General features: G+C 61.1%; 11 protein-coding genes. 7 read left to right on the top strand and 4 right to left on the bottom strand.

Features of this window, described 5'->3' with window-relative positions; all coding sequences use genetic code 11:
- Window position 1: 1 nt before the first annotated feature.
- The gene (locus tag INHI_RS0116965; protein ID WP_014881467.1) at window positions 2–1,165 is read right to left on the bottom strand and encodes an acyl-CoA dehydrogenase family protein; all 1,164 of its coding nucleotides are present in this window, start codon (window positions 1,163–1,165) and stop codon (window positions 2–4) included.
- 88 nt (window positions 1,166–1,253) lie between these two features.
- On the opposite strand from INHI_RS0116965, the gene INHI_RS0116960 reads away from it, so the two are divergent.
- The 7 genes from INHI_RS0116960 to msrA all read left to right on the top strand — a co-directional run bounded on the left by INHI_RS0116960 (window position 1,254) and on the right by msrA (window position 8,282).
- Window positions 1,254–2,198 carry a GlxA family transcriptional regulator gene (locus tag INHI_RS0116960; protein ID WP_027248374.1) on the top strand — a complete coding sequence of 315 codons (945 nt, stop codon included), beginning with the start codon at window positions 1,254–1,256 and terminating at the stop codon, window positions 2,196–2,198.
- 108 nt (window positions 2,199–2,306) lie between these two features.
- Window positions 2,307–4,127 carry an adenine deaminase gene (gene ade / locus INHI_RS0116955; protein WP_027248373.1) on the top strand — a complete coding sequence of 607 codons (1,821 nt, stop codon included), beginning with the start codon at window positions 2,307–2,309 and terminating at the stop codon, window positions 4,125–4,127.
- Window positions 4,128–4,197: 70 nt separating this feature from the next.
- The gene (locus INHI_RS0116950; protein ID WP_027248372.1) at window positions 4,198–5,679 is read left to right on the top strand and encodes an AMP nucleosidase; all 1,482 of its coding nucleotides are present in this window, start codon (window positions 4,198–4,200) and stop codon (window positions 5,677–5,679) included.
- 141 nt (window positions 5,680–5,820) lie between these two features.
- On the top strand, window positions 5,821–6,108 hold the full coding sequence (locus tag INHI_RS0116945) for an HU family DNA-binding protein (protein WP_014876311.1): 288 nt from the start codon (window positions 5,821–5,823) through the stop codon (window positions 6,106–6,108).
- A gap of 209 nt (window positions 6,109–6,317) precedes the next feature.
- Entirely contained in the window at window positions 6,318–7,202 is an 885-nt protein-coding gene (locus INHI_RS0116940) for a DMT family transporter (RefSeq protein ID WP_014881471.1), read from the top strand.
- Between the two features lie 112 nt (window positions 7,203–7,314).
- On the top strand, window positions 7,315–7,764 hold the full coding sequence (msrB, locus tag INHI_RS0116935; protein ID WP_027248371.1) for a peptide-methionine (R)-S-oxide reductase MsrB: 450 nt from the start codon (window positions 7,315–7,317) through the stop codon (window positions 7,762–7,764).
- A complete protein-coding gene (msrA, locus tag INHI_RS0116930) occupies window positions 7,761–8,282 on the top strand; it encodes a peptide-methionine (S)-S-oxide reductase MsrA (protein WP_027248370.1) in 522 nt (173 codons plus the stop codon). The genes msrB and msrA overlap by 4 nt, the downstream gene beginning before the upstream one ends.
- A gap of 93 nt (window positions 8,283–8,375) precedes the next feature.
- Here the strand turns inward: msrA and INHI_RS0116925 are convergent, their stop codons facing one another.
- The 3 genes from INHI_RS0116925 to tdh form a co-directional block, all read right to left on the bottom strand.
- Window positions 8,376–10,382, bottom strand: a complete 2,007-nt coding sequence (locus tag INHI_RS0116925) for a hydantoinase/oxoprolinase N-terminal domain-containing protein (RefSeq protein ID WP_027248369.1) — start codon at window positions 10,380–10,382, stop codon at window positions 8,376–8,378.
- 78 nt (window positions 10,383–10,460) lie between these two features.
- Window positions 10,461–11,513 carry a tRNA epoxyqueuosine(34) reductase QueG gene (queG, locus tag INHI_RS0116920; protein WP_027248368.1) on the bottom strand — a complete coding sequence of 351 codons (1,053 nt, stop codon included), beginning with the start codon at window positions 11,511–11,513 and terminating at the stop codon, window positions 10,461–10,463.
- Between the two features lie 151 nt (window positions 11,514–11,664).
- Complete coding sequence (gene tdh, locus INHI_RS0116915; protein WP_014881475.1) at window positions 11,665–12,693, bottom strand: L-threonine 3-dehydrogenase; 1,029 nt, start codon at window positions 12,691–12,693, stop codon at window positions 11,665–11,667.
- Between the last annotated feature and the right edge of the window lie 10 nt (window positions 12,694–12,703).

The following is a 12,703-nucleotide window of genomic DNA, read 5'->3' as shown; positions in this document are numbered from 1 at the left end:
CTCAACCACCCTGCGCGCGCAGCAACTCGCGGCTGATGATATGGCGCTGGATTTCGCTGGTCCCTTCCCAGATTCGCTCCACTCGCGCGTCGCGCCAGATGCGTTCCAGTGGCAACTCATCCATCAGGCCCATACCGCCGTGAATCTGGATCGCCTCATCCGCCACCATGGCGAGCATCTCGGTCGCCTTGAGTTTGGCCATCGACATATCGGCTTCGGTCACGCTGCCCTGATCAAATTTCCAAGCGGCCTCCCAGGTCAGGAGGTTCGCCGCTTTCAGTTCCGTTGCCATATCGGCCAACTTAAAGGAAACCCCCTGAAATTTCCCAATCTGCTGGCCAAACTGGCGGCGTTCAGCGGCGTAGGAGATCGCATGATCCAGCGCGCGTTCCGCCCGTCCGAGACAGGTCGCAGCCACCTGCAGCCGGGTGGCACCCAACCAGGTGTTGGCCACATCAAAGCCTTTGTCGACCTCACCCAGAACGGAAGATTTGGGCAGGCGGCAGTCGTCGAATTCCAGCACCGCATTGGTGTAGCCCCGGTGGCTCACATTACGGTAGCCATCGCGAATGGTGAAACCTGGCGTCCCCTTATCGACGAAGAAAGCGGTGATTTTCTTCTTTGGTCCGCGCGGGGTGTCCTCCTCGCCGGTGGCCATGAACACAATGGCGAAATCGGCGATATCCGCGTGGCTGATGAAATGCTTGGTGCCGTTCAGAATGAATTCATCGCCGTCCTGACGCGCAGTTGCTGTCATGCCGCGCAAATCGGAACCGGCGCCCGGTTCCGTCATGGCAAGACAATCCCATTTCTCGCCCCGGATACAGGGGTACAGGTATTTCTCTTTCTGCTCCTCGGTGCCCGCCAGAAGGATGTTCGACGGGCGCGCAACACAGGTCCAATGCAGGGCGTAGTTGGCGCGGCCCAGCTCTTTTTCATAGAGCAGCCATGTCAGCGTATCGAGCCCGGCCCCGCCGACCTCCTCTGGCATATTGGCGGCGTATAACCCGGCCTCGATTGCCTTGGCCTGGATCTCGCGTACCAGCTCCATCGGTAAGTGACCACTGCGCTCCACCTCCAGTTCGTGCGGATAGAGCTCTTTGGTGACAAAGGCGCGCGTGGTGTCCACGATCATCGACTGTTCTTCGGACAGGCCAAACTGCATTTCCGCTCCCCCTTGGTGGTTCCTGCATTGATCTTGACCTGAGCCTAGGGCTGGGAGAGGCTATCATCGTGCAGAAACGGACCTTTTCATGCCAAGTTGGAAGAAACCTCACGCCGCGCCGCAGCAGATCGACCTGCTGCTGTTTGATCAGTTCTCCGGCCACTGCCTCGCCAATACGGTCGAGCCGCTGCGCGCGGCGAATACCCTTGCCGGGCGACAGGTCTACTCCTGGCAGTTTGTTACGGTAGACGGCGGCACCGCGATGTCTTCTGCCAGGATGGAAGTCACTGCACAGATGCCGCTGCACAAGGCAGAGGGCGACATGCTGATCGCAATGCCCAGCTATGGATACCTACGCCACACCACGGAGGCCACCGCACGGGGATTGCGGGCGGCACAGCAACGCTACGGCGTTCTGGCAGGGTTTGACACCGGCGCCTGGCTGCTGGCGGCAGCCGGGCTGCTTGATGGCTATCGGGCCACGATTCACAGTTCGGAAATGGAGGCTTTTGCAGACATGTTCCCGGCGGTTCAGGCGGAGACACATCGGTTCCTCTGGGATCGCGACCGGCTGACCTCTTCCGGTGCGATGGCGGCCTTTGACGGGATTCTCGACATGATTGCCCAGCAGCACGGGCAAGCGTTGCGACTGGATGTTGCGGCCCTGTTTCTGAGCGAAAGCCAGTCCGGGAGCGACCGGTCATCCCCTGTGCGCAGCGCCTCTGTGGCCCGTGCCATCCGCGCGATGGAGGCCAATCTGGAAACGCCACTGCCGCTGGAGGAGGTGGCAAGACATGCAGGACGCAGCCTAAGGGATCTGGCGCGCCGCACGCGGGGCGAGTTGGGCACCACGCCGCAGGCGCTCTATCGGCATTTGCGACTAAAGCAGGCGAAACGCCTTGTCTTAGAGACTGATTTCAGTGTCGCCGAGATTGCGGTACGCTGCGGATATGAGGACCCCAGCGCGCTGACCCGTGCCTTTCGCAGCGCCTTTGCGACAACGCCGCGCGCCCTGCGCGCCACCCGACGATAGCACGCGCGGATCCCTGCAGCGGTCTTCTTGTATTGCAAAAAACAGCTATTGTTTGCGCTAGCGCTCAAGGGGCCTTGCGCTTGCCCGGGTTATCAGAACAATTGGGCCATGACAGATATCGCATTCCCAAGCTGGCCCGACGTTGCCCCCCAATTGATCGAAGTCGCGGCAGGTCGCCGCCCTGCGGATACGGTGATCCGCAAAGGGATCTGGGTCAATGTTCACACCCGCGAACAACTGCCCGATCATGACATCGCCATCGTTGCAGGGCGCATCGCCTATGTCGGGCCCGATGCCAGCTATTGCACCGGTCCCGACACCGAAGTGATTGAGGCCAACGGGCGCTATATGATCCCCGGCCTCTGTGATGCCCATATGCATATTGAGTCCGGGATGCTGACCCCCGCAGAATTCGCCCGTGCGGTGATCCCACATGGCACGACGTCCATGTTCACCGACCCGCATGAAATCGCCAATGTGCTGGGGCTGGAGGGTGTGCGCCTGATGCATGATGAGGCGCTGTTGCAGCCGGTCAATATCTTTACCCAGATGCCATCCTGCGCGCCCTCAGCGCCGGGGCTGGAAACCACCGGGTATGAGATTACCGCCGAGGATGTTGCGGAGGCCATGAGCTGGCCGGGGATTATTGGTCTGGGTGAGATGATGAATTTCCCCGGTGTAGCAGCCGGTGATCCCAAGATGCTGGCGGAGATCGCGGCGACACAGCGCGCGGGCAAAACCGTTGGCGGGCATTATGCCTCTCCTGATCTGGGGCCGGATTTCGCGGCCTATGTTGCGGGCGGTCCAGCCGACGACCACGAGGGCACCTGCGAGGCGGATGTCATTGCCCGGATGCGGCAGGGAATGCGCGCGATGGTGCGGCTGGGGTCGGCCTGGTATGACGTTGAGGCGCAGATCACCGCGATCACCGAGAAAGGGCTGGATCCGCGTAATTTCATCCTTTGCACCGATGACTGCCACTCCGGTACGCTGGTCAATGACGGTCATATGAACCGGGTGGTGCGCCACGCCATCGACTGTGGTTGTGATCCGGTCATCGCCTTGCAGATGGCGACAATCAATACAGCCACGCATTTCGGGCTGGAGCGGGATATCGGCTCCCTCACACCGGGGCGCCGCGCCGATGTGATCCTGACCTCTGACCTCAAAACCCTGCCGATTGAACTGGTGATTGCCCGTGGTCAAATTGCTGCCAAAGACGGTGAGATCACCGTGGAGTGTCCGCATCTGGACTGGCCGGAGAGCGCACGTGGCACCGTGCATCTGGGACATCAGCTGAGCGCTGAGGATTTCGAGATTGCCGCCCCCGAAGGCGCGAATGCGGTCACCGCCAATGTGATCGGCGTGGTGGAGAACCAGGCCCCGACCAAGGCGCTGCAGGCAGAACTGCCGGTGCAGAATGGGCTGGTCGAGGCCACTATGGCGGAGGGGGGCGACACCTGCCAGATCGCGCTGGTGGAACGCCACCGGGCAACGGGCGGTGTGACCAATGCCTTTGTCTCTGGCTTTGGGTACAAGGGCCCGATGGCGATGGCCTCCACCGTGGCGCATGACAGCCACCATATGATTGTCGTTGGCACCGACCGCGACCAGATGGCGCTGGCCGCCAATCGTCTGGCCGAGGTCGGCGGCGGTATCACCATTTTCCGCGATGGTGCCGAACTGGCGCTGGTAGAACTGCCCATCGCTGGACTGATGTCCGACAGCCCCGCCACCGAGGTTGCCGCAAAGGCACAGAAAATGGTCGAGGCGATGGAGGCCTGCGGCTGCAAGCTCAACAACGCCTATATGCAGCATTCTCTGCTGGCACTGGTCGTGATCCCCGAGTTGCGGATTTCCGATCTGGGGTTGGTGGATGTGCGCAGTTTCGAACAGATCCCCGTGATCGTGAGTGCCCCATCCTCTTGACCGCCCACCCGTTTCAATTGCCCTTCTGAACCGCACAGCGGACCCCGTTTTCCAGTGATCGAGCACCGTCATGACAACAGTTAAAACCCCTCAACTCCCGGCTGCCGAAGAGTTCACGGATGCTGCGGCAGCCGTCGCCCGGCTGGAGCTTCTGTACCGCGAGGCGACGCAGTTTCTCTGCGCCGAGTTCTCACGGATTTTAAGCGATGGCCCAGCGGTCGGCAGTACCGGCACCACTCATCGTATTCGCGCATTCTACCCTGAAATCCGCTTTACCACGTCGTCCTTTGCGCAGGTGGATAGCCGGTTGAGCTATGGGCATGTCTCGGCGCCGGGCACCTATGCCACCACGGTGACCCGCCCGGACCTGTTCCGCCATTATCTGACCCAACAAATCGGCCTGTTGATCCGCAATCACGGCCAGCCTGTGACCATCGCGGTCTCTGACACACCGATCCCGGTGCATTTTGCGGTGGCGGCTGATCCCAGCCTGACCGTTCCGCAGGAAGGCGCAGCAGGATTCACGTTGCGGGATGTCTTTGATGTGCCGGATCTGTCGACAACCAATGATGACATTGTGAACGGCACCTACAAAGCATCAGATGACACCGGACCGCTGGCGTTGTTCACGGCCCAGCGCGTGGATTATTCTCTGGCCCGCCTCGCCCATTATACCGCAACCGATGCGAGCCATTTCCAGAACCACGTTCTGTTCACCAACTACCAGTTTTATGTAGCCGAATTCGAAGCCTACGCCCGTGCGCAACTGGCGGATCCCGCGTCAGGCTACAGCAGCTTTGTCAGCACCGGCGATCATGAGATCACCGAGGCCGAAGCTGAGATCCCCACGATTGGCAAGCTGCCGCAAATGCCGACCTATCACCTGAAACGGGAAGACGGCAGCGGTATCACACTGGTCAATATCGGTGTTGGCCCCTCCAACGCCAAGACAGCAACCGACCATATCGCGGTTCTGCGTCCACACGCCTGGCTGATGGTCGGCCACTGTGCCGGACTGCGCAACACCCAGACACTGGGCGATTTTGTGCTGGGCCATGGGTACCTGCGCGAAGATCACGTGTTGGACGACGACCTGCCGATCTGGACGCCGATTCCGGCGCTGGCGGAGATTCAGGTCGCGCTAGAGGATGCGGTGGCAGAGGTGACCGAGCTAGAGGGCTACGACCTGAAGCGGATCATGCGGACCGGCACCGTCGCAACCATCGACAACCGCAACTGGGAACTACGTGACCAGTCCGGCCCGGTGCAGCGATTGTCGCAATCCCGCGCCATCGCACTGGATATGGAGAGCGCCACCATCGCGGCCAATGGCTACCGGTTCCGGGTGCCTTATGGGACGCTGCTTTGTGTGTCTGACAAACCGTTGCATGGCGAGCTGAAGCTGCCGGGTATGGCGTCGGAGTTCTATCACACTCAGGTTGCACGCCATTTGCAGATCGGGATAAAGGCGATGGAGCAGCTGCGCGGCATGCCTCTGGAACGTTTGCACAGCCGAAAACTGCGTTCCTTTGACGAAACCGCCTTTCTTTGAGAGCTATTTTGCCTCTAATTCTTCGAAAACCCCTATTTTGTGGGGTTTTTGACGACACTACTCGTTGTGTTCTTACACTACATAACGCTAGAGTTACGCGATGAGGCCCCACAACTCGGGCAGTGACAAGGAGACCTAAGAATGTCCAAACCGATGACCAAGACCCAGCTTGTTGCCGCACTGGCTGAAGAGATGGACAGCGACAAGAAGGCCGCAGGCGCAGCACTTGACGCTGTTTGCGCGCTGATCACTCGCGAAGTATCCGGCGGTGGCGCTGTGACTCTGCCCGGCGTTGGCAAGATCTACTGCCGTGAGCGCCCCGAGCGCGAAGTGCGCAACCCGGCCACCGGTGAGAAATTCACCAAAGAGGCCGACAAGGTGGTCAAGATGACCATCGCCAAAGCGCTGAAAGACAGCGTGAACGGCTAAGGGTTCAGGCACGGTTGACCGTGTTTCGGGTCGCCTTTTCAGGCGGCCCTTTTTTGTGCTCATCTCGTAGGCTGCGTGGCTGATGTGGCCCGCCGGATGCGGAGGGCGAATTCGGTTTCCTGCGAATGCTTGCCTTGCTAAACATATCGCGACTGCGCCTGATCAGGCGACGGCAGGGACCGGTAGCTGACCGGCAGGGAGACATATCCATGGATCTGCGCGCTTTGGCGATGGGGCTGGCCTTTGCCTTCATGTGGTCATCTGCCTTCACCTCGGCGCGGATCATCGTTGCCGATGCCTCGCCGCTTTATTCGCTGGCGTTCCGGTTTCTGATTTCCGGCCTGATCGGCGTCGCGGTTGCACGCTACATGGGACAGAGCTGGCGTCTGACACGCGGCCAGCTGAAGGCGACAGTCATCTTTGGCATCTGCCAGAACGCGCTCTATCTCGGCCTGAACTTCGTCGCGATGGAAACCATCGAGGCCTCGCTGGCCGCGATCATCGCCTCAACCATGCCGATGCTGGTCGCGATCGCCCTGTGGCTGGTATACGGCGAACGGCTGCCCAGACTGGGAGTTGTGGGACTGCTGGCGGGGGTGCTGGGCGTCGCCTTGATCATGGGCACCCGCATCAGCGCCGGGGTCGATCTGTTTGGTGTTCTGCTCTGCGGGATCGGTGTTCTGGCCCTAACGCTGGCGACGCTGGCCTTGCGCGGCGCGACCTCCGGCGGCAACTACATGATGGTGGTAGGGTTGCAGATGCTGATCGGTTCAGCGGTTCTGTTTGTAGTGGCCCCGATGGTGGAGACGTTTCGCCTGACGCCAAGCTGGCCGCTGGCGCTGGCCTTTGTCTACACCACACTTGTCCCTGGTCTGACCGCCACTTTCATCTGGGTGCTGCTGTTGAACCGGATTGGCGCCGTGCGTGCCGCGACCTTCCATTTTCTCAACCCGGTCTTTGGCGTCGCGGTGGCCAGTGTGCTGCTGGGAGAGCAATTGGGGCTGCTGGATATCGTCGGTGTCGGGATAGTCACCTTTGGCATTCTGGCGGTGCAATTGGCGCGGCAGTCTGCGCAGCGCACACCGAAGCCATGACGCCGCCCTGCGCTCTGACACCACACACGCAAACGCGAGCCGTTGAAATACAGCTTTGCTTTTGCCCCGAACGACCCCATTTACAGCAACACAAGCAAGATCGGAGGACATGATGCGCAGCTATTCCAAAGACCCGGACGCCATTGCGGCCCTCTCGGAAGAAGAATTCTACGTCACCCAGAACGCAGGCACGGAACGCCCCGGCACCGGCAAGCTGCTCGGCAACAAGGAACCCGGTATCTACGTCGATATCGTTTCTGGCGAGCCGCTGTTTGCCTCTGCCGATAAATATGAGTCTGGCTGCGGCTGGCCAAGCTTTACCAAGCCCATTGAGCCTGCCCATGTGCAGGAGCTGGAGGACCGGACCCTGGGCATGATCCGCACCGAGGTCCGCTCGACCCATGGCGACAGCCATCTGGGCCATGTGTTTCCGGACGGTCCCGCAGATCGTGGCGGCCTGCGTTACTGCATCAATTCAGCCTCCTTGCGGTTTGTGCATCTGCACGACATGCGGGCAGAAGGCTACGGCGATTATATAGATCAAGTGGAGGATAGAAGATGAGCAGCACGACAGAACGTGCCGTCCTGGCCGGTGGATGTTTCTGGGGTATGCAGGATTTGATCCGAAAGCGTCCGGGCATCGTCAGTACCCGCGTCGGCTATTCCGGTGGCGATGTGCCCAATGCGACCTACAAGAACCACGGCACCCATGCTGAGGCGATTGAGATCATGTTCGATCCGGGTCAAACCAGCTACCGCGCGCTGCTGGAATTCTTCTTTCAGATCCATGATCCATCCACCGTCAATCAGCAGGGCAATGATCTGGGGATGAGCTATCGCTCCGCGATCTACTATGTGGATGCCGACCAGAAGGCGATTGCCGAAGACACGATCGCTGATGTCGATGCTTCGGGTCTGTGGCCCGGCAAGGTGGTCACAGAGGTCGAACCGGTTGGTGATTTCTGGGAAGCGGAGCCTGAGCATCAGGACTACCTGGAGCGGCAGCCCAACGGCTATACCTGCCATTTTGCCCGTCCCGATTGGGTTCTGCCCAGGCGCAGTGAGACCGCAGCCGAATAAGTCGCCCGTATGGGGCAGCCCTGAATCCTTTACCACAAAGGCCCCGTCATCTGGCGGGGCCTACTGCGTTAAGTCTGTGGTCAGCAGCGGCGGTCACCCCTGTGCAATACGCGGGCGACCGCTGGCCTCCACGGTCAGGAAAGCCTCAACAAACACCTGCCGTGCCTCCACCTCAGCAACGCGAATATCGCGGTCCACCTGAACGGAGATATCCTGTGCACCGGCAGCCTCCGCCGCGGCACGGGCCTCAGCACGCAGTTCGGTTTCCAGACAGATCAGGGCCTCTTCCGAGGCAGCGAAATCCTGCGGACCGTTCTCCAGATGCACCCGGTATCGGCCTTCCTCCGGCGCGGTTACGGTTCCGCTTCGGCGCATGGTGATGCGGCCCACCACCGCCCCGATGGCATTGGCGACCCCAGCATGATCCGGCACGATCATCCGGCAGTGAAGGCGGGACCCAACAGCAGGGTAATAGCTGGGTGCTGAGGCGCCAAGGCCCACGACATCCACATTCAGCCCTGCCTTGATGGCGACAAGCCCCTGATGTCCGGTCAACCCGCGCTGCATCAACACATGGCGCGCGAGCTGATCTGGCGGCGGCCCGAAGGGGCTGCTCTCTTCAGAAAATGCAGTCTCTAACAAGGTCAAAGAGGTCTGCTCGGTCATCTGATCAACGATCATCTGCGCCAATGTCTCCGCATCCGGTGCCAGACGATCCCCGGATCCAACCCGGCGGCGGGCAAACAGCGTCAGCGCCTTCTCAGCCGCCGCACTGTCCCAGCTGGCCAGTCGGCCAAGAACATGGCTGGCATCCGATGGTGTGACCCCAGCTACCTGCACCAGCCCCCGGTCCACCAACCGCATCAACGCGCCCTGCTCAATGCGGGTCTGTAGCACGGCACCCAAGGGGTGTGTCTGTTCTCCGATCCGGTCCAACACCCGGGCCTCTCTGTCGCTGAGGCCCAGAGAATGCTGGCCGGGAATGGCACGCACAAAGCGGCCGTCGTATTCACCGACAGTGGCAGCGCGCAACTGCATATCCAGCGCGGCATGCACCACGTCCGGCGCCATCGTAGCGATCAAAGATACCGGCAGCACCCGGCGCGGCCCAAGGCTGACACCGCCGTTCAGACCCGCCGCAACCGGATGCACCTGACTGTCGCCGCCCAGACCGCTGGTCCGCATTGCGACGGCTTCCACCATGGTGCGAAAACCGCCCACCTGCGCGCCTGCTGGGTCAATCTTGGGCTTCCCATTTTCGATCAGCGCCACATCGGTGGTGGTGCCGCCAATATCACTGACCAGCGCACTATCGACACCGGTCAACCAACGCGCCCCCACCAGGGACGCCGCCGGGCCGCTGAGGATTGTCTCGATCGGACGCGCCCGTGCCTGCTCTGAGGACATCAATGCACCATCTCCCCGCACCACCATCATCTGCGCTGTGATCCCAAGGTCGGCCAGACGCGTCTCAGCGCGCCCGATCAACCGATCGATCATCCCGATCAGCCGCGCATTCAGAACCGCCGTCAATGCGCGTTTCGGCCCGTTCAGCCGCGCGGACAGTTGATGTGAACAAGTGACGGGAACGCCGGTTTCTTCGGCAATAATGCGGGCGACCTCCAGCTCATGGGCGGGGTTGCGGGTCGCAAACTGACCGGCGATGGCAAACCCGCTGACTGAGGCCGCCTCCTGTTGCAGAAACACGCGGAGCGCCTCTGTGTCCAGTGGCGCAGCCTCACCACCGGAATGGCTATGGCCACCGGCGAGGACCAGCGCAGGGTCGCCCTTCAGCGCCTCGCGCAGACCGTGACGATCGAGATCCGCCTCACCAAAGCCGATGTATATCAGCGCGACGCGACCTCCCTGCCCCTCCACCAGCGCATTGGTTGCCAGCGTTGTGGACAACGCCGCCAGCGCAATCTCTCCCGGTTCCACCGCAGCCTCTGCCAGAACCGCCGCAACCGCCTCCCCTACACCGATGGCCAGATCCTGCCGGGTGGTCAGCGCCTTGGCCTTGGCCAGCACCTCACGATCATCGCGGATCAGCACCGCATCGGTATAAGTGCCGCCTGTATCGACCCCAAGCAAGAGCGCCATGGCCGTTCTCCCTTCACCATATCTTTGGTCTTGGTCACCGGTTTAGCGCAGCCCTGCCGCCAATCCATCCTGTTTGCGTCACGTCAGTCGCTGAACGGCCCAACGGGCGGCATCCGCCACGGTGGGATCAGGATCTTCGGTCAGGGCTTCTGCCGTCGGGCGCAACTTGGGCAGGCCGGAATTCCCGATCGCATAAAGCACGTTGCGGACAAACCGGTCCCGACCGATCCGCTTGATCGGGGAGCCGGAAAACAGCGCCCGAAAGCCCGGATCATCCAGAGCGGCCAGATCCGCCAGCTTAGGCGCGTTGAATTCCGGGCGGGCCTCATAGCGGATATCACTGGCGGCCACGGCAAACTTGTTCCAGGGACACGCCGCGAGACAATCGTCGCAGCCATAGATCCGGTTGCCCAATTTGGCGCGCAGCTCCTCATCGACTGGCCCCTTATGCTCAATCGTCAGATAGGAAATGCAACGCCGCGCATCCAGCTGATAGGGCGCCGGAAAGGCATCGGTTGGACAGGCCGTCAGGCAGGAACGGCACGACCCGCAATGATCCGGTTCAGCCGCATCCGCAGGAAGGTCGAGTGTCGTGAAAACAGAGCCTATAAAGGCCCAATTGCCCCAGTCACGGCTGACCAGATTGGTGTGCTTCCCTTGCCAGCCAAGACCCGCCGCCTGTCCCAGTGGTTTCTCGGGCACCGGCGCGGTGTCAACAAAGACCTTGACCTCAGCAGCCTCCTCCACGCGCGCGGCCTCCGCAATCAACCAACGGGCCAGACGCTTAAGGCGCTTTTTCACCAGGTCATGATAGTCCTTGTTCCGCGCATAGACCGAGATCGCCGCCCGATCTGCCTGCCCGACAATGTCCATGGGATCCACATCAGGCGTATAGCTTTCGGCAAGCATGATCACCGAACGCGCCTCGGGCCAAAGCTGGGCCGGGTCGCCACGCCAATGGCTGCGCTCCTCCATCCAGCCCATCTGACCATGATAGCCCGCGTCCAGAAACGCCTGAAGCCGGTCCGGCACCTCAGGCACGTCAGACGGGCGGCAGATCCGGCAGGCCACAAACCCCTCCGCCAGAGCCTGTGCGACCAAGCGGTCTTTTATGTCGGCTGTCTTTATCATCTGGCTAGACATATATATCGTGTTGCTTCGGTCAACATCTGGAAACAGCAAAGCTATGGATGTGACCGGATAGATCACCCCTCGCCATACCCGCTTGAGACATCAGAGGAACCGAAGCATACGCAGACTTGAACTCCGTCACTCCTGCCTGTCAGGGCCAGCGCAACACGACTTTGCCGCTGCGACCGGACTTCATCGCAGCGAAGCCTTCCGCGAAATCCTCGACATCAAACCGATGGGTAATGACCCGGCTGACATCCAGACCATTCTGCAGCATGGCGATCATCTTATACCAGGTCTCGAACATCTCGCGGCCGTAAACGCCTTTGATGGTGATCGCCTTGAACACGATGCGGCTCCAATCGACGGGAGATTTGCCCGGAGGAATGCCGAGCAAGGCAATTTTGCCACCCATTACCAGCGCCTCCACCATCTGATCCAGCGCGGCCTGACTGCCGGACATCTCCAGCCCGACGTCAAAACCCTGCTTCAGACCCAGTTCGCGCACCACGTCCTGCAGGTCTTCCTCTGCGACATTCACCGCACGCACCGCCGGGACAACGTGTTCTGCCAACGCCAAGCGGTCCGGGTTGATGTCGGTGATTACCACATGCCGCGCGCCGGCATGTCGTGCCACTGCAGCCGCCATGACGCCGATAGGGCCGGCACCGGTGATCAGTACATCTTCCCCCAGCAGGTCAAAGCTGAGTGCGGTATGGACGGCGTTGCCCAGCGGGTCGAGGATGGCGCCGATCTCATCCGGGATATCCTCCGGCAGCGGCACCACGTTGAAGGCCGGCAGTTTGAGATACTGCGCGAAAGCGCCCTGCTCATTCACCCCGATACCACGGGTGCCGGGGTCCAGGTGGAACTTACCCGCCCGGGACTGGCGCGAATCCGTCTGGATCAGATGCCCCTCGCCAGAGCAGCGCTGCCCCACCGCCAAATCGGTGACATTGCGCCCGATCTCGACGATTTCACCCGCAAATTCATGCCCGGTAATCATTGGCACAGGCACGGTGTGCGACGCCCATTCATCCCAGTTCCAGATGTGGATATCGGTGCCGCAGATGCCGGTGGTTCTGATCTTGATCAGCACTTCATCTGGACCGATCTCCGGCACCGGCGCCTGCACCATCCACAGGCCTTCTCGCGGATGGCTTTTCTCCAGCGCCTTCATCGTGTTCGGA

The organism is Phaeobacter inhibens DSM 16374, assembly GCF_000473105.1.
GTDB classification, from domain to species: domain Bacteria; phylum Pseudomonadota; class Alphaproteobacteria; order Rhodobacterales; family Rhodobacteraceae; genus Phaeobacter; species Phaeobacter inhibens.
This window is presented reverse-complemented; position numbering and strand designations above follow the sequence as displayed.

What these genes read in the sequence shown, in the direction of transcription:
- msrA (WP_027248370.1), top strand. Translation starts at nt 7,761, where the DNA reads ATGAGCAGCACGACAGAACGTGCCGTCCTGGCCGGTGGATGTTTCTGG.
- INHI_RS0116965 (WP_014881467.1), bottom strand. Translation starts at nt 1,165, where the DNA reads ATGCAGTTTGGCCTGTCCGAAGAACAGTCGATGATCGTGGACACCACG.
- tdh (WP_014881475.1), bottom strand. Translation starts at nt 12,693, where the DNA reads ATGAAGGCGCTGGAGAAAAGCCATCCGCGAGAAGGCCTGTGGATGGTG.
- INHI_RS0116960 (WP_027248374.1), top strand. Translation starts at nt 1,254, where the DNA reads ATGCCAAGTTGGAAGAAACCTCACGCCGCGCCGCAGCAGATCGACCTG.
- ade (WP_027248373.1), top strand. Translation starts at nt 2,307, where the DNA reads ATGACAGATATCGCATTCCCAAGCTGGCCCGACGTTGCCCCCCAATTG.
- INHI_RS0116925 (WP_027248369.1), bottom strand. Translation starts at nt 10,382, where the DNA reads ATGGCGCTCTTGCTTGGGGTCGATACAGGCGGCACTTATACCGATGCG.
- INHI_RS0116945 (WP_014876311.1), top strand. Translation starts at nt 5,821, where the DNA reads ATGTCCAAACCGATGACCAAGACCCAGCTTGTTGCCGCACTGGCTGAA.
- INHI_RS0116940 (WP_014881471.1), top strand. Translation starts at nt 6,318, where the DNA reads ATGGATCTGCGCGCTTTGGCGATGGGGCTGGCCTTTGCCTTCATGTGG.
- queG (WP_027248368.1), bottom strand. Translation starts at nt 11,513, where the DNA reads ATGATAAAGACAGCCGACATAAAAGACCGCTTGGTCGCACAGGCTCTG.
- msrB (WP_027248371.1), top strand. Translation starts at nt 7,315, where the DNA reads ATGCGCAGCTATTCCAAAGACCCGGACGCCATTGCGGCCCTCTCGGAA.
- INHI_RS0116950 (WP_027248372.1), top strand. Translation starts at nt 4,198, where the DNA reads ATGACAACAGTTAAAACCCCTCAACTCCCGGCTGCCGAAGAGTTCACG.